Origin of the sequence: Micromonospora sp. NPDC049171 (assembly GCF_040648275.1) — a bacterium.
GTDB lineage: Bacteria > Actinomycetota > Actinomycetes > Mycobacteriales > Micromonosporaceae > Micromonospora.
Map to the genome: position 1 here is coordinate 1 of NZ_JBEZDJ010000042.1, position 22,248 is coordinate 22,248.

Annotated in this window: 2 protein-coding genes; both read left to right on the plus strand. The window is 73.5% G+C overall.

Features of this window, described 5'->3' with window-relative positions; genetic code table 11:
- The first annotated feature begins 126 nt into the window (after positions 1–126).
- A complete protein-coding gene (locus AB0B14_RS34515; protein WP_357526262.1) occupies positions 127–5,985 on the plus strand; it encodes an SDR family NAD(P)-dependent oxidoreductase in 5,859 nt (1,952 codons plus the stop codon).
- Positions 5,985–22,247 (plus strand): type I polyketide synthase, encoded by a 16,263-nt coding sequence (locus tag AB0B14_RS34520; RefSeq protein ID WP_357526264.1) that lies wholly within the window; start codon positions 5,985–5,987, stop codon positions 22,245–22,247. Before AB0B14_RS34515 ends, AB0B14_RS34520 begins: the two co-directional genes overlap by 1 nt.
- Position 22,248 lies beyond the last annotated feature (1 nt).

A 22,248-nucleotide genomic window follows, 5' to 3' on the forward strand; every position in this document is an offset into this window, starting at 1 on the left:
CCGTTTTTGCGGGCGGGTCGTGGTGAGGTGGGGGCGTTGTCGGCGGCGGTGGCGGGGTTGGCGGTGCGGGGTGTGGCGGTTGATTGGGAGGCGTTTTTCGCTGTTGCTGGTGGTCGGGTTGTTGATTTGCCGACGTATCCGTTCCAACGCAGTCGTTTCTGGTTGGAGTCGGGGCCGGATGTGGGTGATGTCGCCGCGATGGGGCTGCGTTCGGCGGACCATCCGTTGCTCGGTGCGGCGGTGGGGCTCGCTGAGTCCGACGGGCTGGTGCTGACCGGCAAGCTGTCCCTGCGCACCCACCCCTGGCTCGCCGACCACAGCGTCAAGGACAACGTCATCCTCCCCGGCGCGGCGTTCGTCGAACTCGCCGTCCACGCGGGCGACCAGGTGGGCTGCGGACGGCTCGAGGAACTCAGCCTCGAAACACCCCTGGTCCTCGACGAGGACGCGGCGGTGTCGCTCCAACTGGCGGTCTCCGCCGCCGACGAGGCGGGCCGGCGCTCGCTGACCGTCCACTCCCGCCCCGACCGGGCCGCCGAGTCCGCCGGGTGGACCAGGCACGCGACGGCGGTGCTCGTCCCCGACGTCCAGAGCGCCCCGACCGAGGCGTCCGCGTGGCCGCCCGAGGGGTCGGTCCCCCTGGACACCGGGCAGCTCTACGCGGACTTCGCCGCCGCCGGATTCGGCTACGGGCCCGCCTTCCAGGGCATCCGGGCGGCCTGGCGGCGCGGCGAGGAGATCTTCGCCGACGTCGCCCTGGCCGAGGAGCAACGCGAGGAGGCCCCCCGTTACGGCCTTCATCCGGCGCTCCTGGACGCCGCCCTGCAGACCGTCGCGCTCGGCGCCGACCAGGGCCAGGCGCTCATTCCGTTCGTCTGGCGAGGTGTCTCCCTGCACGCGACCGGCGCCTCCGAGCTGAGGGTGAGCCTGGTCCGCAAGGACGCGGACACCGTGGCGGTGACCGTCGCGGACGACGCGGGCCGCCCGGTCGCGTCGATCGAATCGCTGGTGTTCCGGGAGGCGCCGCGGAACCTCGGGGCCCAGACGGGCGGTCCCGGGGCCCTCTACCGACTGGAGTGGAAACCGGTTCGGGAGACGCCCGACCCGGTGCGGTGGGCGGCCCTCACCGGCGACCTGGGCTTCGTCCCCGCCGGCGAGGTCCACGTCGACCTGGCCTCCGCGGCGGAGGCGACCGAGGCCTTCGACGTCCTGCTGGTGCCACCGGGCTCCGGTGGCGACCACCACGCGGCCGCGCACCGGGCGCTCGACCTGATCCAGCGGTGGCTCGCGGACCAGCGGTTCGACGGCCGCCGCCTGGTCTTCCTGACCCGCGGAGCCGTGGCCGCCCGGCCCGGGGACCGCGTCCCGGACCTGGTGAACGCCCCGGTCTGGGGACTGGTCCGTGCCGCCCTGGCCGAGCAGCCCGGCCGGTTCGGCCTGCTCGACATCGACCCGGACGATGCGCCGGCCGGTCTGCCCGCCGGGGCGCTCGCCGTCGAGGAACCGCAGCTGGCGATCCGTGCCGGCAGCCTGTACGCGCCTCGTCTGGAAGGGACTCCCACGGGCGGAGAGGAGGTGCCACCCCATCCGCTGAACACCGAGGGGACCGTGCTGATCACCGGGGGAACCGGGTCGCTCGGCGGGCTGGTCGCCCGGCACCTCGTCGCGGAGCACGGGGTCAAGCACCTCCTGCTCGTCAGCCGGTCCGGCGGCAACGCCGAGGGCGCGGCCCAGCTCGCCTCCGACCTCACCGAGGCCGGTGCCGCCCTGACGATCGCGGCGTGCGACGCCACGGACCGTTCCGCACTCGAACGGACCCTGGCCGCCGTGCCCGCCGAACACCCCCTGGTCGGGGTCGTCCACGCGGCGGGAGTGCTCGACGACGGCGTCCTGGACTCGCTGACGCCGCAGCGGATCGACAAGGTGCTGCGGCCCAAGGCCGACACCGCACTCCTGCTGCACGAGCTGACTCGCGACGCCGAGCTCTCGATGTTCGTGCTGTTCTCCTCGATGGCGGGCACCATCGGCAGCCCGGGCCAGGCCAACTACGCGGCGGCCAACACCTTCCTGGACGCGCTGGCCGCGCAGCGTCGGGCTGCTGGCCGGCCGGGCCTGTCGCTTGCCTGGGGGCTGTGGTCCGCGGGCATGGCCGACCGGCTGGACGGACGCGATGTTCGCCGCATCACCGGGTCGGGCCTGGTGCCGCTCGACGCCCGCACCGGCCTGGCGTTGTTCGACAGCTGCCTCGGCGCCCAGGGGCACTTCCTGGCCCCCGCCGCTCTCGACTTCGAGGTCCTGCGCGCCCGTGCCCGCACCGGATTGCTCCCCGCGGTGCTGAGCGGCCTGGTGCGGACGCCAGCCCGGCGGCGGGCCACCGGGGGGAACGCCACCACGGGCGTCGACTCCGCCCTGCGGCAGCAGCTGTCCGTCCGGAGCGCGGTCGAGCAGGAGCGTCTGCTGCTCGACCTGGTCTCCTCCTCCATCGCCCAGGTGCTCGGCCATTCCCCGGACGAGGCGACCGACCCGAACCGGGCCTTCAAGGATCTCGGGTTCGACTCGCTCACCTCGATGGAGTTGCGCAACCGGCTCAGCGCCGCGACCGGGCTGAACCTGCCCGCGACCCTCGCCTTCGATCACCCGCGCCCGACCGTGCTGGCCCGGCACCTGCGGGAGCTGCTGCTGGGCGCGGAGGCCCCGTCGGCCGCGAGCGGGAGCTCCGCCGTCGTCCGCCCGGTAACGGACGACCCCATCGTGATCGTCGGCATGAGTTGCCGCTTCCCCGGCGGCATCGATTCGCCGGAAGAGCTGTGGGATTTGCTGGCCGAGGGTGGCGACGCCATCTCCGACTTCCCCGACGACCGTGGCTGGGACGTGGAGGGGCTCTACGACCCGGATCCCGACGCCTACGGCAAGAGCTATGCCAGGGAGGGTGGTTTCCTGCGCGCGGCCGCGGACTTCGATCCGGGATTCTTCAACATCAGCCCCCGTGAGGCGCTGGCCATGGACCCGCAGCAGCGGTTGCTGCTCGAGACCTCCTGGGAGGCGGTCGAACGGGCGGGCCTCGATCCGCTGTCGCTGCGCGGCGACCGGGTCGGTGTCTTCACCGGGGTGATGTACCACGACTACGCGTCGCGACTGCCCGAGGTCCCCAGGGAGATCGAGGGTTATCTCAGCAACGGGAACGCGGGCAGCATCATCTCCGGCAGGGTGGCGTACGCCCTCGGCCTGGAGGGTCCCGCGCTCACCATCGACACCGCGTGCTCGTCCGCGGTCGTGGCGGTGCACCTCGCCGCCCAGTCGCTGCGGCAGGGGGAGTGCACCATGGCGCTGGCGGGCGCGGTGACCGTGATGTCCACGCCGGTGGCGTTCGTGGAGTTCACCCGGCAGCGGGGCATGGCACCGGATGGCAGGTGCAAGCCGTTCTCGGCCTCGGCCAACGGTTTCGGCCCGGCCGAGGGTGTGGGAATGCTGCTCCTGGAGCGGTTGTCGGACGCGCGTCGCCACGGTCACGAGATCCTGGCCGTGGTCCGCGGTTCGGCGGTCAACCAGGACGGCGCGAGCAATGGCCTGACCGCGCCGAACGGCCCCGCCCAACAGCAGGTGATCCGGCAGGCGTTGGCGTCCGCGGGCCTGACGCCCGCCGAGGTGGACGCGGTGGAGGCGCACGGGACGGGGACCCGGCTGGGCGACCCGATCGAGGCGGGCGCCCTGCTGGCGACCTACGGGCAGGAGCGCCACGACGGCCGTCCGCTGTGGCTCGGCTCGGTCAAGTCGAACATCGGCCACACCCAGACCGCGGCGGGTGCGGCCGGGATGATCAAGATGATCATGGCGATGCGGCACGGGGTGTTGCCGAAGACGCTGCACGTGGACGAGCCGTCGCCGCACGTGGACTGGTCGTCGGGTGCGGTGGAGCTGCTGACCGAGGCACGCCCGTGGCCGGAGACCGGGCGCCCGCGCCGCGTCGGGGTGTCGTCCTTCGCCGTCAGCGGCACCAACTCCCACATCATCCTGGAGCAGGCACCCGCTGTTCCCGAGCCGCTAACGGCGCGGGCGCCATCGCGGGTGCCGTCCGTGCTGCCCTGGACGATCTCGGCCCGCAGCACCCAGGCGCTCCGCCTGCAGGCCGAGCGTCTGCGCGGCCACACGGCGGCGCACCCCGAGTTCGGCGTCGCCGACATCGGCCTCTCCCTGGCGACCACCCGGTCGGCGTTCGAACACCGCGCGGTGGTCCTGGTCAACGACGAGCGGGGCGGCGAGAACGCCCTGCGCGCCCTGGCCGACGGAGACGTGGACCTGGCGTTGGTCCAGGGTGTGGTGCAGCCGGGCGGCCGGTTGGCTTTCCTGTTCACCGGCCAGGGCGCCCAACGGGCCGGCATGGGTCGTGAGCTGTACGACGCCTCCCCGGTGTTCGCCGCCGCCTTCGACGCCGTGTGCGCCGAGCTGGAGCGTCGTCTCGACCGCCCGGTGAAGGACGTCGTGTTCGGCGACGACCAGGCACTCCTGGACCGCACGGTGCACGCCCAGGCAGGCCTGTTCGCGGTCGAGGTGGCGCTGTTCCGCCTGCTCGAGCACTACGGGGTGCGCCCGGACCTCCTGCTGGGGCACTCGATCGGGGAGGTCGCCGCCGCGCATGTCGCGGGTGTCCTGTCCCTGCCCGACGCCTGCGCCCTCGTGGCGGCCCGCGGCGCTCTGATGGAGGCCCTGCCCGGCGGCGGAGCGATGGTCGCGATCCAGGCTTCGGAGGAGGAGGTCCTGCCCTTCACCTCCGATCGGCTCGCCATCGCCGCGGTCAACGGCCCGTCCTCGGTCGTCCTGTCCGGCGACGAGGACGCGGTGTCGGCCACGGCGCGGCACTGGCTCGAGACGGGCCGCAAGACCAAGCGGCTACAGGTGAGCCACGCCTTCCACTCCCACCTCATGGAGGGCATGCTCGACGCGTTCCGGACCGTGCTGGAGGGCCTGGACTTCCACCCTCCGCGCATTCCGGTCGTGTCGAACGTGACAGGTGCGCCAGCCCCGGGCGACCAGCTCTGCTCGCCGGAGTACTGGGTACGCCATGTGCGGCAGGCCGTGCGGTTCCATGACGGTGTCCGGGTGCTCGATGCCGAAGGCGTCACCGCGTACGTCGAGCTCGGCCCGGACGGCGTCCTCACCGCGATGGCCCGGGACGGTATCGGTGGAGTTCGGGAGACGCTGTCCGTACCCCTGCTGCGGCCCGGCCGCGCCGAGGCCGACACCGTTCTGACGGCGCTTGCCGCGCTGCACGTCCGGGGTTGGGACGTCGAGTGGGTCCGCGCGTTCGAGGGCACCGGCGCGCTGCGGGTCGCCCTTCCGACCTACGCCTTCGAGCACCACCGCTACTGGCTCGACGTCCCGAAGCCGGGAACACCACCGGCGCAGCTGGGGCAGGCAGCAGTGGAAGTGCTGACCCAGGGGGACCCGGTGCGGGGCGCCGACACCCTCACCCTGCGACAGCGGCTGCTTGCGCTGCCACAAGCGGAACGCGAGGCCCACATGGTGGACCTCGTCCGCAAACACGCGGCGTCGGTCCTGGGGCACGCGACTCCGCGAACCCTGCAGACCGAACGCGGATTCCTCGAACTCGGCATGGACTCGGTCACCGCCGTCGAGCTGCGGACCCGGATGAGCGCGGTCACCGGTCACGAGCTGCCGGCGACCCTGGTGTTCGACCATCCCACCGTCGCGGCCCTGTCCCGGCATCTCGTGGAGGTGGTGCTCGACGAGGCAGCCTCCGCAGCGGACGACCTCATGGCCGGCTTCGCGCTGCTGGAGAACGCCGTCGACGCCGCGGACGGGGAGACACGCCAGGCACTGGCCGTCAGGTTGCGCGGCCTGCTGACCGCCCTCGACGTCCCACCACCCGGTGACGACGGGCCGGCTTCGGCCGTGCACTCGGCATCCCAGGACGAGCTCTTCGACTACATCGACCAGAAGTACGGCACGAAAAAGGGTGACCAGTGATGGGAAACGAAGAGCGGCTGCTCGAGTACCTGAGGCGGGTCACTGCCGACCTCGACGATGCGCACGAACGGGTCCGCGAGCTTGAGGGGCGGGAACACGAGCCGGTGGCGGTCGTCGGCATCGGCTGCCGTTTCCCCGGGGGCGTCCGCTCGCCCGAGGATCTGTGGCGGCTGGTGGCCTCGGGCGGCGACGCGATCTCCCGGTTCCCGGCGAACCGCGGCTGGGACGTGCACTCCCTCTACGACCCCGACCCGGACGGCCCCGGCAAGACCTACGTCGTCGAAGGCGGTTTCCTCCACGACGCCGCGAACTTCGACGCGGGGTTCTTCGGGATCTCCCCGCGCGAGGCGCTGGCCATGGACCCGCAGCAGCGGCTCCTCCTGGAGACCGCCTGGGAGGCCCTCGAACGGGCGGGCATCGCCCCGGAGTCGGTCCGGGGCAGCCAGACGGGTGTCTTCGTGGGCATGACCTACGAGGACTACGGCTCCGGACGACTTCAGGACAACGAGGCCGTCTCGGGCTACGTCCTGACCGGCAACACCGCCAGCGTCGCCTCCGGCCGGATCTCCTACACGTTCGGCCTCGAAGGGCCCGCGGTGACCGTCGACACGGCGTGCTCGTCGTCGCTGGTGACGCTGCACCTGGCGGCGCAGTCGCTGCGGCAGGGCGAGTGCTCGCTGGCCCTGGCCGGCGGGGTGACGGTCATGCCGACACCGCTGACCTTCGTCGAGTTCAGTCGCCAGCGCGCGCTGTCCGCGGACGGGCGGTGCAAGGCCTTCTCGGCGTCGGCCGACGGCACCGGATGGGCCGAGGGTGTGGGTCTGCTCGTCCTGGAGCGCCTGTCCGACGCGCGCCGCAACGGCCACCCCGTACTCGCGGTGATCAGGGGAAGCGCGATCAACCAGGACGGCGCGAGCAGCGGCCTGACCGCCCCGAACGGCCCGTCGCAGCAGCGGGTGATCCGGCGGGCGCTGGCGAGCGCGGGCCTGGCCGCCGCCGAGGTGGACGCCGTCGAGGCGCACGGCACCGGCACCCGCCTCGGCGATCCGGTCGAGGCCGGGGCGCTGCTCGCGGTCTACGGCAGGGGCCGACCCGAGGACCGCCCGCTCTGGCTCGGATCGCTGAAGTCGAACATCGGTCACACGCAGGCCGCCGCGGGGGTCGCGGGCGTGATCAAGATGGTCATGGCGCTGCGGCACGCGGCGCTGCCGAAGACCCTGCACGTGGACGAGCCGTCACCCCATGTGGACTGGTCGTCCGGAGGTGTCCGGCTGCTGACCGACGGCCGCCCGTGGCCGGAGACGGGGCATCCGCGCCGGGCCGGCGTGTCGGCGTTCGGCGTGTCCGGCACCAACGCCCACCTCATCCTCGAGGAGGCGCCCGCCGCGGACGAGGCGGCGCCACCCTCGGCGACCCGTCTCCCGGCGACGCCCTGGCCACTGTCGGCGAAGAGTGGTCCGGGGCTCCGCGACCAGGCCGCCCGCCTGCGCGTGCTCCTCGACAGCGCGACCGATCCGGCCCCGGTGGGGCACGCACTCGCCACCCTGCGCTCCACCTTCGACCACCGCGCCGTCGCCATCGGGGGGGACCGCGAATCCCTGGCCCGGGCACTGGACGCGCTCGCGGCGGGTGACAGCGCCGCCGGTCTGGTCAGCGGTGTCGCGGAGGCGGGCGGAGAAGCGGTCTTCGTGTTCCCCGGCCAGGGTTCGCAGTGGGCGGGGATGGCGGTCGAGCTACTGGACGACTCACCCGTGTTCGCGGACCGCATGGCGGCCTGCGCGGCTGCCCTCGCGCCGTTCACCGACTGGTCGCTGCTCGACGTCGTGCGCGGCAGCGCAGGAGCGCCGCCGCTGGACCGGGTGGACGTGGTCCAGCCCGTCCTCTGGGCTGTCATGGTCTCCCTCGTCGAGGTGTGGCGCTCGTTCGGCGTGCGGCCGGCCGCCGTCATCGGGCACAGCCAGGGCGAGATCGCCGCGGCCGTGGTGGCGGGCGGGTTGTCGCTGGAGGACGGCGCCCGAGTCGTCGCGTTGCGCAGCCAGGTGATCGCCGAGTCGCTGGCCGGGCGCGGCGGGATGGTGTCGGTCGCGCTGGGCGAGGAGCACGCGGAGGCGCTGGCGGCACGCTGGCCGGGCAGGGTGTCGGTGGCCGCGGTGAACGGCCCCGCCTCGGCCGTCGTCTCCGGAGAGCCAGCCGCGATCGAGGAACTCCTCGTCGCCTGCGAGGCAGAGGGAATCCGGGCGCGCCGGGTGCCGGTCGACTACGCCTCGCACTCGGGCCAGGTAGACGGGCTGCGCGAACGCCTGCTCGACGTGCTCGCGCCGATCACCCCTCGCACCGGGACCGTCCCGTTCCACTCGACAGTCACCGGAGGCCGGCTGGACACGGCGGGCCTGGACGCCGGGTACTGGGTGCGGAACCTGCGCCAGACCGTCCGGCTGGAGGAGACCGTCCGCGGCCTGCTGACCGAGGGGCCGCGGGCCCTGATCGAGATCAGCCCTCACCCGGTGCTCGTGCCGGGGCTCCAGGAGACCTCCGACGCCACGCAGGCCGGTGCCGCGGTGCTCGGGACGCTGCGCCGCGACGAGGGCGGCTGGCCACGCTTCCTGACCTCGCTCGCCGAGGCCCACGTCGGGGGTGTCGACGTCGACTGGGGCGCGGCCTTCACGGGTGAGCCGGGCGGTGCGGAGCACCTGCCGACCTACGCCTTCCAAGGCGAGCGGTACTGGCTGGAGACGGACCCGTCCGGCGACCCGACGTCGTTCGGGTTGCGGACGAGCGAGCACCCGCTGCTGGGCGCCGTCATCAGCCAGGCCGACGGTCAGGCCCTGCTCACGGGACGGATCTCCGTACTCGGCCAGCCCTGGCTCGCCGACCACGTCGTGCACGGCCTCGTCCTGTTGCCGGGTACCGCGTTCGTGGATCTCGCGATCCAGGCGGGCGACCACGTCGGGTGCGACCGCATCGACGAGCTGACCCTGTCGCATCCGCTGACCGTCGGGGAGCACGGGGCGATCCGCCTCCAGGTTCTGGTGGGTGGAGCCGACGAGTCGGGAAGACGGTCCATCGGCGTCTACTCCCAGCGGGAGGACGCGGCCGACGACGACGGCTGGACACTCCACGCCGAGGGCGCGCTGAGCAACGGTCCCGCTGTCGACGTACCCGACCTGGCCGCCTGGCCCCCGGCCGACGCCGTGCCCGGCGACGCCGCGGGCTTCTACGAGCTCGCCGAGGCCTCCGGTTTCGACTACGGATCCGTCTTCCAGGGGCTGCGGGCGGTCTGGCGGCGCGACGACGACATCTTCGCGGAGGCCGCGCTGCCCGAGCCGGCCGTCGCCGACGCCCCCCGGTTCGGTGTGCACCCCGCACTGCTCGACGCGGCCCTGCACGCGCTCGGCACGGGTCCCGAGGGCCAGAGCGGGCTGCCGTTCTCGTGGCGCGGGGTACGCCTGCACTCGGTCGGCGCCACGGCGCTGCGCGTCCGGCTGTCGGTCACCGGCCCCGGCACCGTCGCGGTGCTCGCCGCCGACGCGGACGGGGCGCCGGTGTTCTCGGCGGAGGCCCTCGCGGTGCGTCCGGTCTCCGCCGATCAGGTGCGCGATGCCAACGGCGGCGCCGATTCCCTCTTCCGCCTCGACTGGGTGGCAGCCGTCCTTCCCGCCGAAGCGGACGACACCGCGGACAGCCAGGACGACACCGCGATCAGCCAGGACGACACCGCGGACAGCCGGATTGTCGTCCGCGACGGCCAGGCCGGGGAGTGCGTCGGCCAGGTGCTGGAGGAGATGCGGTCCTGGCTCGCGCAGGAGCGGCCCGAGGCGTCCAGGCTGGTCGTGGTCACCCGGGGCGCGGTGGCGGCCGAGCCGGGCGAGGTCCCGGATCCGGCGCACGCGGCCGTCTGGGGGCTCGTGCGGTCGGCCCAGGCCGAGCACCCCGGCAGGTTCGTCCTCGCGGACGTCCGCACCGGCGACGACCACGATCTGCTGCCCCGGGCGATGGCCTCGGGGGAGCCTCAGCTCGCCCTGCGTGCCGAGCACCTGCGGGTGCCCCGCCTGGTCCGGGTGGCCAGGACCGATTCCCGTCCCCTCCGGTGGGACCCGGACGGCACCGTCCTGATCACCGGCGGCACCGGCACCCTCGGAGGGCTTGTCGCCCGTCATCTCGTGGCCGAGCACGGCGTCCGGCACCTCCTCCTGGCGGGCCGGCGGGGCCCGGACGCGGACGGTGCTGCCGCCCTCGCCGAGCAGCTGCGGGAGTCCGGCGCCGAGGTCGCGATCGTCCCCTGCGACGTGGCCGACGGCGAAGCCGTCGCGGAGCTGCTGGCGCGGGTTCCCGCGGAGCACCCGCTGACCGCCGTGGTGCACGCCGCCGGCGTGCTGGACGACGGCGTCGTCGAGTCGCTGACGCCGGACGGGATCGGGAAGGTGCTGGGCGCGAAGGTGGACGGTGCGCGCCACCTCGACGAGCTCACCGCCGACCTGGATCTCGCCGACTTCGTCCTGTTCTCCTCGGCCGCGGGGACGTTGGGCACCGCCGGTCAGGGCGCCTATGCGGCGGCCAACGCCTTCCTGGACGCGCTGGCTCAGGTCCGGGTGGCACGCGGCCGGCCCGGACGGTCCCTGGCGTGGGGTTTCTGGGAACAGCGCAGCAGCCTGACCGCCGATCTCGACGAGCAGGGGCTGGCCCGGCACGCCCGGGCCGGAATGGTTCCGCTGTCGGCCGCTGCCGGGCTCGCGTTGCTCGACACCGCCCTCGGCCGGGCCGACGACCCGGCCGAGGCCGCGCTCCTGGCCAGCCCGGTGAACCTCGCCGCGCTGCGCGCCCACCCGGACCCCGCGGCACTGCCCGCGGTGCTGCGATCGCTCGTCCGGCAGACCACGCGACGGACCGCCCGATCCGGTAGTGACGGAGGCTCCGCACTGAGCGCGCGGCTGGTGTCCCTGCCCGAGGCCGAACAGCGCAACGCGCTGACGGACCTCGTCAGGAACGAGGCGGCCGCCGTCCTCGGCCATGCGGCTTCGGACACCATCGGCGCCGAGCGGGCCTTCCGGGAGCTCGGCTTCGACTCGCTTACCGCACTGGAACTCCGCAACCGGCTGGCCTCCGCGAGCGGGCTCGTCCTGCCGGCCACCCTCGTCTTCGACCACCCCACCCCGGCCGCCGTCGCCCGGCACCTGCAGCAGCGGCTCGCCGGGGGGACACCCGTGAGCGCGACCTCCCGCGTCGCGGCCGCCGTCGACGAACCGGTCGCGATCGTGGCGATGGCCTGCCGGTACCCCGGCGGGGTGAGCAACCCGGAGGAGTTGTGGCGGCTGCTGGACTCCGGCGTGGACGCGATCGGCGCCTTCCCCACCGGCCGGGGCTGGCCGGAGGATCTGTTCGACCCGGACCCGGACCGCCCCGGAAAGTCGTACGTGACCGAAGGCGGCTTCCTCTACGAGGCCGACGCGTTCGACGCGGCGTTCTTCGCGATCTCCCCGCGCGAGGCGCTGGCCATCGACCCGCAGCAGCGGCTGCTGCTGGAGACCACCTGGGAAGTCCTGGAGCGGGCCGGCATCGACCCGGCGACGCTGCGCGGCAGCGACACCGGGGTGTTCTCCGGGATCATGTACAACGACTACGCCGCCAGACTGCCGTCCGGAATGGAGGGCTTCGAGGGCCACCTGGGCAATGGCAGCGCCGCCAGCGTGGCTTCGGGCCGGATCTCCTACACCTTCGGCTTCGAGGGCCCTGCCGTCAGTGTGGACACGGCCTGCTCGTCCTCCCTGGTGGCCCTGCATCTCGCGGCTCAGGCGCTACGCCGCGGCGAGTGCTCGCTGGCCCTCGCCGGCGGTGTCAGCGTGATGTCCACCCCCGCGCTGTTCCGCGAGTTCAGCCGTCAGCGCGGCCTGTCCCCGGACGGCCGGAGCAAGGCCTTCGCGGCGGCGGCCGACGGCGCCGGTTTCGGTGAAGGCGTGGGCATGCTGTTGCTGGAGCGCCTGTCGGACGCCCGCCGCAACGGCCACGAGATCCTCGCCGTGGTGCGGGGCAGCGCCGTCAACCAGGACGGCGCGAGCAACGGGCTCACCGCGCCCAACGGCCCCTCGCAGCAGCGGGTCATCCGCCAGGCGCTCGCCTCGGCGGGACTGGACGCGACCGAGGTGGACGCGGTCGAGGCCCATGGCACGGGCACGACCCTCGGTGACCCGATCGAAGCCCAGGCTCTGCTGGCGACCTACGGACAGGACCGTCCGGCGGACGCGCCGCTGTGGCTCGGCTCGATCAAGTCGAACCTCGGCCACACCCAGGCAGCCGCAGGCGTTGCCGGCGTGATCAAGATGGTCCTGGCCATGCGGCACGGGATGCTGCCGAGGACCCTGCACGTCGACGAGCCGTCCCCGCACGTGGACTGGTCCTCGGGTGCGGTGGAGTTGCTGACCGAGGCCCGGCCGTGGCCGGCGACCGGGCGCCCGCGCCGCGTGGGTGTCTCCTCGTTCGGGGTGTCGGGCACCAACGCGCACGCGATCCTCGAACAGGGACCCCCGGGAGCGGAACCCGTCCCGGAGGCGGAGACCTCGGCCGTACTCCCGTGGGTGATCACCGCCAGGAGCGACGCCGCCCTGCGCGCCCAGGCGCAGCGGTTGGCCGCCCAACTGGAGGCGGAGCCCGCGCGGGCCGGGATCGGCCTGTCCCTGCTTCAGACGCGCTCCGCGCTGGAACACCGGGCGGTCGTGGTGGCCGCCGACCAGAACGAACTACGCGGTGCCCTCGCCGCGCTCGCCTCCGGCGCCGAGGCCGCGGGGCTGGCGCGGGGTCTGGCCTCCGACCGGTCCACGACGGTGTACGTGTTCCCCGGCCAGGGAGCCCAGTGGCCAGGCATGGCGGCGGAACTCCTGGACTCGGCGCCGGTGTTCGCGCAACGGCTGCGGCAGTGTGCCGACGCGCTGGCCCCGTACACGGACTGGTCGTTGCTCGACGTCGTCCGCGGCGACCCGGGCGCGCCCTCGCTCGACCGGGTCGACGTGGTGCAGCCGGTGTCGTTCGCGGTGATGGTCTCGCTCGCGGAGCTGTGGCGCTCCTACGGCGTCGAGCCGGCGGCCGTGGTGGGCCACTCGCAGGGGGAGATCGCGGCAGCCTGCGTGGCCGGGGCGCTGAGCCTGGAGGACGCCGCGCGCGTGGTCGCCCTGCGGAGTCGGCTCATCGGCCAGGTGCTGGCCGGTGCCGGGGGCATGGCGTCGGTGGCGCTGCCCGCCCCGGAGGTCCAGGCACGGCTCGCCGGGTACGGTGGCCGGGTCGACGTGGCGGCCGTGAACGGGCCCGCGTCCGTGGTGGTCTCCGGTCCGCCGGAAGACCTCGACCAGCTCGTCGCCGACTGGGAGTCCGAGGGTGTGCGGGCCCGCCGGATCCCGGTGGACTACGCCTCGCACTCGCCGCAGGTGGAACGGCTCCGGGAGGCGCTGCTCGACCTGCTGGCCGACCTGCAGCCGGTTGCCGCCTCGGTGCCGTTCTACTCCACCCTCGACGGCGAACTGGCCGACGGGACCGGTCTCGACGCCGGGTACTGGTACCGCAACCTGCGGCATCCCGTCGACTTCGAGTCGGCCGTCAAGGCGCTCGGCGCTCGGGGAACCGGAGCGTTCGTCGAGGTCAGTGCGCATCCGGTACTCACCTCCGCGGTCGCCGACAGTCTCGGGGACCCGTCCATCCCCGTCGTGGGCACGCTGCGCCGCAACGAGGGCGGCCTGCGGCGGTTCCTGCTGTCGGCCGGCGAGCTCCACACGCGGGGCACGGCCGTGGACTTCCGGCCCGCGTTCGAGGGCGTCCAGGCCCGGAAGGTCGCCCTACCCACCTATCCCTTCCAGCGCGCGCGGTACTGGCTGGAAGCCGCCGGAGGCCCCGGCGACCTCGGCTCCGCGGGACTGACCGCGCCGCGGCACCCACTGCTCGGAGCCGCTGTCGACCTGGCCGAGGACGGCGGTCTCGTCCTGACCGGCAGGCTCTCACTGAAGGCCCAACCGTGGCTCGCCGACCACGCGGTGCACGGGACGGTCCTGCTACCCGGTACCGCCTTCGTCGAGCTCGCGGTGGTGGCGGGCGATCAGGTCGGCTGCGGCCTGGTCGACGAGTTGGTGATGGAGGAACCCCTGGCGCTGCCCGGTGAGGGCGCCGTCGCGCTCCAGGTCAGGGTCAGTCGAGGAGACGACGGCCAGGCAACGTTCACCGCGCACTCCCGGCCCTGGGAGGCGCCGGCCGAGGCGTTGTGGACCAGGCACGCCGTCGGCGCGCTGGCCCCGGCGGCCGAACCGGCGGACTTCGACTTCTCCGCCTGGCCGCCCAGCGACGCGGTGGCCGTGGACGTCTCGGACTTCTACCCCCAGGCAGCCCGGTCCGGCTTCGTGTACGGGCCCGCCTTCCAAGGGCTGAAGGGACTCTGGCGGCGCGGCGACGAGGTGTTCGCCGAGGCAGTCCGTGCGGAGAGTGGGGATCTGGGCACCCAGCCCTTCGGGCTGCACCCGGCCCTGCTCGACGCGGCCCTGCACGCCATCGGCGCTTCCGGCCTGGCCGGTGCCGAAGGGGGAGGTGCGCTGCCGTTCGCCTGGAGCGGGGTGTCCCTGTGGGCAACCGGCGCGTCAGTCCTGCGCGTCAGGCTGGCCGCGGTGGGGCCGGAGGCGGTGAGCGTGCAGCTCGCCGACGGATCCGGCACGCCCGTCGCGTCCGTCCGGTCACTCGCACTGCGCCCGGTGGATCCGGGGCTGCTGCGCGGGTCGGCCGCGACCCACCCGAATTCCCTGTTCCGGCTGGACTGGAGGCCGGTCCCGGCACCAACCGACACCGCGCCGATCCGCTGCGCCCTGGTGGGGCGTGACGAGGAAGGGCTCGCCGAGGCGCTGCGGGCGGCGGGCCACGACGTGGTCTCCGTGCCGAAGCCGGGCGAGCTGCCGGACGCGGACCTCGTCCTCGTCGCCTGCCCGCCGGCGGCCCCGTTGCCGGAGTCGGTGCGCGCGGCCGCCGGCCACGCGCTGGAGCTGGTCACGTGGTGGTTGGCAGAGGACCGGCCGGACGCGTCGCGACTGATCCTGGTCACCCGCGGCGCGGTGGCCACGCGTTCGGGCGAAGGCGTGCCCGACCTCGCGAACGCGGCGGCCTGGGGGCTGGTGCGGTCCGCGCAGACCGAGAACCCGGACCAGTTCACCCTGCTCGATCTCGACCCGGCCGCCGAAGGGACCGCGGTGGCGGCGGCCCTGGCCCTGGCCGGGCACGAACCGCAGCTGGCGGTCCGCTCGGGCGGTGTTCTCGTCCCCCGGCTGGAACAGGCCGCACGGTCGGCGCCCGGCACGATCGAACTCCCCACGGACGGTTCGCCCTGGCGGCTGGACGTGCCGACGAGGGGCACGGTGGACGGCCTCACGCCGGTCCCCGCGCCGGAGGCCACCGCTGATCTGCGTCCCGGGCAGGTGCGGGTGGCGCTGCGCGCGGCCGGGCTCAACTTCAGGGACGTCGTGCTGGCGCTCGGGCTCGTCCCTGACCTCCGGCCGCTGGGCAGTGAGGGCGCCGGAGTCGTCGTCGAGACCGGTCCGGGCGTCACCGACCTCGCACCGGGTGACCGCGTCATGGGCGTCTTCGACGGCGCCTTCGGGCCGCTGGCGGTGACCGAGCGGGACCTGGTCGCCCGGATGCCCGGCGGATGGACCTTCGCCGAAGCCGCCTCGGTCCCCACGGCCTTCCTCACCGCCTACTACGCGCTGCACGACCTCGCCGGGCTACGCGCCGGCGAGCGCGTGCTCATCCACGCCGCCGCCGGTGGGGTGGGCATGGCTGCCGTCCAACTGGCCCGGCACTGGAAGGCCGAGGTGTTCGGGACGGCGAGCCCCGGCAAGTGGGACGCGCTGACCGGGCTCGGCCTGGACGAGGGGCATCTCGCCTCGTCCCGTACCGTCGATTTCGAGGACGCCTTCGCCGACGCGACAGGCGGTGCGGGCATGGACGTGGTCCTCAACAGCCTGGCCGGCGACTTCGTCGACGCCTCGTTGCGGCTGCTGCCGCGCGGCGGGCGGTTCGTGGAGATGGGCAAGACCGACCTGCGCGACCCGGAGCGCGTCGCCGTCGCTTGTCCCGGCGTGGCCTATCGTGCCTTCGACCTCGCCGAGGCCGGTCCGGGCCGGGTCGCGGCCATGCTCGGCGAGATCCTCGAGCTGTTCGAACTCGGCGCGCTGCGTCCGCTCCCGATCACCTCGTGGGATCTGCGTGCGTCCAGAGACGCCTTCCGGTTCCTCAGCCAGGCGCGCCACACCGGCAAGATCGTCCTGACCCTCCCGCCCGCACCCATGGACCCGAACGGGACGGTCCTCGTCACCGGCGGCACCGGCACCCTCGGGAGGCTTGTCGCCCGGCACCTGGTGGCCGAGCACGGGGTGCGGCGACTGCTGCTCGCCAGCCGCCGCGGCCCGGCGGCGCAGGGGGCGCAAGAGCTGGTCGTCGAGCTGCGGGAGCTGGGCGCCGACGTGACGGTGACCGCGTGCGACATGGCCGACCGCGAGGCCGTGCGGCGGCTGCTCGACGCCGTCCCCGCCGGCCACCCGCTGACCGCCGTCGTGCACGCGGCGGGAGTGCTCGACGACGGCGTCGTCGGGTCCCTCACCGCGGACCGGATCGACAGCGTGTTCCGTCCCAAGGTCGACGCGGCCCTGCACCTGCACGAGCTGACCCGGGACGCCGATCTCGCGGCGTTCGTGCTGTTCTCCTCCGCCGCCGGGACCGTCGGCGGCGCCGGGCAGGCCAACTACGCGGCGGCGAACGCCTTCCTCGACGCGCTGGCGTACGCCCGACGCCGGCAGGGCCTGCCCGCGCAGTCGCTGGCCTGGGGGCTGTGGGCGCAGGAGACGGCGATGACCAGTCACCTCGTGGAGGCCGACCGCCACCGGTTGAGCCGCTCGGCGGTGGCACCGCTGTCCTCGGCGGAAGGCCTCGCTCTGCTGGACGAGGCGGGGTCACGTCCCGAGCCAGTGCTGGTCCCGCTGCGTCTGGATCTGGCCGCGTTGCGCAGCCGAACCGGGGCGGAGGTCTCGCCGCTGCTGAGAGGGCTGCTGCGCGCTCCGGCGCGGCGCCAGGCCGACGCCGGGTCCGGTGACTCCGCCGGGCTGGCCGACCGGCTCGCGCGCATGCCGGCCACGGAACAGGTACGGACCCTGCTCGATCTGGTCCGCACCCAGGCCGCGGCGGTGCTCGGCCACGCCTCGCCCGACGCGGTCCGCGCCGACCAGGCGTTCAAGGAGCTGGGCTTCGACTCGCTCACCGCACTGGAGCTGCGCAACAGGCTGGGGTCCGCGACCGGGCTCCGGCTGCCCGCGACGCTCGTGTTCGACCGGCCCAGTCCCGCGGCACTCGCCGCGCACCTGCGCGAGGAACTCCTCGGTGTACGGGGTTCCGCGGTGTCCGTCGTGAGCGCCGCACCGGCCGACGAGCCGATCGCGATCGTGGGCATGGCCTGCCGGTTCCCGGGCGGCGCGCGATCGCCCGAGGCGATGTGGCGGCTGCTCTCCTCCGGCACGGACGCCGTCTCGGCGTTCCCGTCCGACCGTGGCTGGGACCTGGAGGCGCTCTACGACGCCGACCCGACCCGGCTTGGCACCACCTACGTGAAGGAAGGCGCGTTCCTCTACGACGCCGCGGAGTTCGACGCGGGCTTCTTCGGGATCTCGCCGCGCGAGGCGCTGGCGATGGACCCGCAGCAGCGGCTGCTGCTGGAGACGGCCTGGGAGGCGATCGAGCGGGCCGGGATCGACGCGGCGAGCCTGCGGGGCAGCCGCACCGGGGTCTTCGCGGGCACCCACGGCCAGGACTACGTGACGCTGCTGTCCAACGCGCCGGAGCTCAGCGAGGGCTACCTCACCACCGGCAACGCGGCAAGCGTGGTGTCCGGTCGAATCTCGTACACCTTCGGGTTCGAGGGTCCCGCGATCACCGTCGACACGGCCTGCTCGTCGTCCCTGGTCGCGTTGCACCTCGCCGCTCAGTCACTACGTCAGGGCGAATGCTCCCTGGCCCTGGTCGGAGGCGCGGCGGTGATGTCGACGCCTGTCGCCTTCGTGGAGTTCAGCCGGCAGCGCGGCCTGGCCCCGGACGGCCGGTGCAAGCCGTTCGCGGCCGCCGCCGACGGCACCGGCTGGGGTGAGGGCGTCGGGGTGCTGCTTGTGGAACGTCTGTCGGACGCCCTGCGCAACGGTCGCGAGATCCTCGCGGTGGTGCGCGGCAGTGCCGTCAACCAGGACGGGGCCAGCAACGGCCTGACGGCGCCGAACGGCCCGTCCCAGCAACGGGTGATTCGGCAGGCGCTGGCCAACGCGGGGCTCACCCCCGACGGCGTGGACGCGGTCGAGGCACACGGAACGGGCACCACCCTCGGTGATCCGATCGAGGCGGGCGCCCTGCTGGCGACGTACGGGCAGGACCGTCCGGCGGACCGTCCGCTGTGGCTGGGGTCGCTGAAGTCGAACATCGGCCACACCCAGGCCGCCGCCGGTGTCGCCGGGGTGATCAAGATGGTGCTTGCCCTGCGCCACGGCGTGCTGCCGAAGACGCTGCACGTCGACGCGCCGTCGCCGCACATCGACTGGCCGTCCGGGGCGATCCGACTGCTCGCGGAGGCGCAGCCCTGGCCGGAGACCCGGCGGCCACGCAGGGCCGGGGTCTCCTCGTTCGGGGTGTCGGGCACCAATGCCCACGTCATCCTGGAGCAGGCGCCGGACCTCCCTCCGGTCAAGGCCGAGCGCCCCGTGCCGCCCCAGGCGCTGCCGATGGTGCTCTCGGCCAAGGACGAGGACGCCCTGCGAGCCAGGGCCGCGGACCTGCGCGCCGTTCTCGACACCACATCCGTCACCGACCTCGGCCTGTCCCTGGCCACGACGCGTTCGGCCTTCGCGCACCGGGCCGTCGTGGTCGCGCAGGGACGGGACGAATTCGCCCGCGGGCTGGAATCGGTCGTGTCCGGCGGTGTCGAAGCCATTCGGGGGCACGCCCCCGAAGAATTGAGCCCCGTTTTTGTGTTTCCTGGGCAGGGGTCGCAGTGGGTGGGTATGGCGGTGGAGTTGTTGGGGGAGTCGGGGGTTTTTGCGGGGCGGATGGCGGAGTGTGCGGCGGCGCTTGTGCCGTTTACGGGGTGGTCGTTGTTTGATGTGCTTCGTGGTGTTGAGGGGGCGCCGTCGTTGGAGCGGGTTGATGTGGTGCAGCCGGTGTTGTGGGCGGTGATGGTGTCGTTGGCGGAGGTGTGGGTTTCGTTTGGTGTGCGGCCTGCTGCGGTGGTGGGGCATAGCCAGGGTGAGATTGCGGCGGCGGTGGTGGCTGGTGGTTTGTCGTTGGAGGATGGTGCGCGGGTGGTGGCGTTGCGGAGTCGGGTGATTGGGGAGTCGTTGGCGGGGTTGGGTGCGATGGTGTCGGTGGGTTTGTCGGTGGGGGAGTTGCGGGGTGGGTTGGGGGGGTGGGGGGGTGTGGTGTCGGTGGCGGCGGTGAATGGTCCGCGGTCGACGGTGGTGTCGGGTGAGCGTGGTGCGTTGGTGGAGTTGGTGGCTGAGTGTGAGGCTGGTGGGGTTCGGGTGCGGTGGGTTCCGGTGGATTATGCGTCGCATTCGGTGCAGGTGGATGGGGTGCGGGAGCGGTTGCTTGAGGTGTTGGGGTCGGTGGTGCCGGTTTCGGGTGGGGTTCCGTTTCATTCGACGGTGACTGGTGGTTTGTTGGATACGGCGGAGTTGGGTGCTGAGTATTGGGTTCGGAATTTGCGGGAGACGGTGTTGTTGGAGGATCGGGTTCGGGGTTTGGTGGGTGATGGGCATCGGGCGTTGGTGGAGGTTAGTCCGCATCCGGTGTTGGTGCCGGCGTTGCAGGAGACGGTGGATGAGTGTGGTCAGTCGGTGGTTGTGGTGGGGTCGTTGCGTAGGGGTGATGGGGGTTTGCGGCGGTTGTTGGTGTCGTTGGGTGAGGTTTATGTTCGGGGTGTTGAGGTGGATTGGGGGGTGGTTTTCGAGGGTGTGGGTGCCGGGCGGGTGGATTTGCCCACCTACCCCTTCCAACGCCAGCGCCACTGGCTCGACGCCGTGCCGGAGCGGCCGACGAAGACCGCGGCCGGTCCGGGGGAGGCCCGGTTCTGGGCCGCGGTCGAGGACCAGGACGCCACCTCGCTCGTGGCGGCCCTGGACCTGGAAGGCGCCGGCCTGGAAGAGCCCCTGGACGCGGTGCTACCCGCCCTGGCGTCCTGGCGCGAGGGCCAGCGCAAGCATTCGGTCCTGGACTCCTGGCGCTACCGGCTGAGCTGGCGCCCGCTGCCGGAGAAGACGGCAACCGCGCGACCGGGCACCTGGCTGCTCGTCGTTCCCGGTGAGTTGGCCGACGATGAGGCGGTCGCGACGTCGGTCCGCGCCCTTGAGCGTGCCGGCCGCAGGACCGTCCAGGTCAGCCTGGACCCGCGTGATCTGTCGGTGGAGGCGATCGCCGCTCCGCTGCGCGCGGTGCTGGCCGGCGGAGAACCCGCGGTGCTGGCCGGCGGAGAACCCGCGGCCGTGCTGTCGCTGCTGGCCCTCGCCGAGACCCCGGGTGCGGGCCACCACGTCCTGCCCTCCGGTCTGGCGCGGACCATGGGTCTGCTCGGGGCCCTGGACCAGGTGGGAATCGCGGCCCCACTCTGGTGCCTCACCCGGGGAGCCGTCTCGGTCGGCACCGCCGATCCGGTGGCGGCTCCCGCGCAGGCGATGCTGTGGGGGCTGGGCCGGGTGGTCTCGGCGGAGCAGCCGCAGCGTTGGGGCGGTCTGGTCGACCTACCCGAGGTCTGCGACGCGGGCATCGTCGAGCGGCTCGGTCTGGCCCTGACCGCGCCCGGCGAGGAGGACGAGCTGGCCGTGCGGGCGCAGGGCCTGTTCGGCCGGCGGCTCGTCCGTGCGCCGGCCGGCGGGCGTGAGCCGGCCCGCAGGTGGAGTCCTGCCGGCACCGTGCTGATCACCGGCGGCACCGGCTCGCTCGGCGGGCACACCGCCCGTTGGTTCGCCCGACAGGGGGCCGAGCACCTGCTGCTGGTCAGCCGGCGCGGCCTGGGCGCTCCCGGTGCGGAGGAACTGGTGGCCGAGTTGGAGGGGCTGGGCCCGCGGGTCACCGTCGCGCCCTGCGACATCACCGACCGGGACGCCGTGGCGACTCTGCTGGCCGCGGTGCCCGCCGACCTGCCGCTCACGGCCGTGGTGCACACCGCGGCCGTGCTCGACGACGGGGTGCTCGACTCCCTGACCCCCGATCGCATGGACGGGGTTCTGCGAACCAAGGCGGGCGGCGCGCTGCACCTGCACGAGCTCACCCTCGACCTGGATCTGTCGGCGTTCGTGCTGTTCTCCTCCTTCGCGGGCACCATCGGCATCGCGGGTCAGGGCAACTACGCCCCGGGCAACGCGTTCCTCGACGGCCTCGCGCGGGCACGCCGGGCGCAGGGCCTGACCGCGACATCGATCGCCTGGGGGCACTGGAATGGCGGTGGCATCGCGGAACCCGGGATCGAGGCACGCCTGCGCAGGCGCGGCGCGTCCGTGATCGATCCCGCTCTCGCGGTCGACGCCCTGGGGCAGGCGCTCGACCACGACGAGACCTATCTCGCGGTGGGCGAGGTGGACTGGGAACACCTGGCCACAACGGTGGGCACCCGTCCCATGGCGCTCGTGCAGGACCTGGTGGAGGCGCGCGTGCTCGTCCGCTCCGCCGACGGGGAGCCCACCGCCGCGCCGGCGGATGACCTGGCGGCGCGCCTTGCCGGGCTGCCCGAACCGGAACGGCGCAGGGTCATCCTCGACCTGGTCCGAACGCACGCGGCCGCGGCGCTCGGTCACGCCGGGCCCGAGGCGGTGCCGGCCGAACGCGCCTTCAAGGAGTTGGGGTTCGACTCGCTCACCGCTGTCGAGTTCCGCAACCGCCTCGCCGCGGCGACAGGCCTGCGGCTCCCCGCGACGCTCGTCTTCAGCCACCCCTCGGCGGCCGCGCTCGCCGATCACCTGCTCCGGGAGTTCCTGCCGGCGGGAGAAGGCGGTGCGCATCCCGTGCTGGCCGACCTGGAGCGCCTGGAGATCCTCCTGCCGACGGTGCCGCCCGGCGCGCTCGAGGACGCCCGCGTGGCCGAACGACTGCGTGCCCTGCTGCGGAGGCACGACGAACTGCTGGCGGCCGCCGGCGGACCGCGCGACACCGACGAGGTGGATCTGGACTCCGCCACCCACGAGGAACTGTTCGCGCTCCTCGACGAGGAACTCGGCAACCCCTGAC

Excerpts from the sequence above, each read along its gene's own strand:
- AB0B14_RS34520 (WP_357526264.1), top strand. The coding sequence starts at position 5,985 with ATGGGAAACGAAGAGCGGCTGCTCGAGTACCTGAGGCGGGTCACTGCC.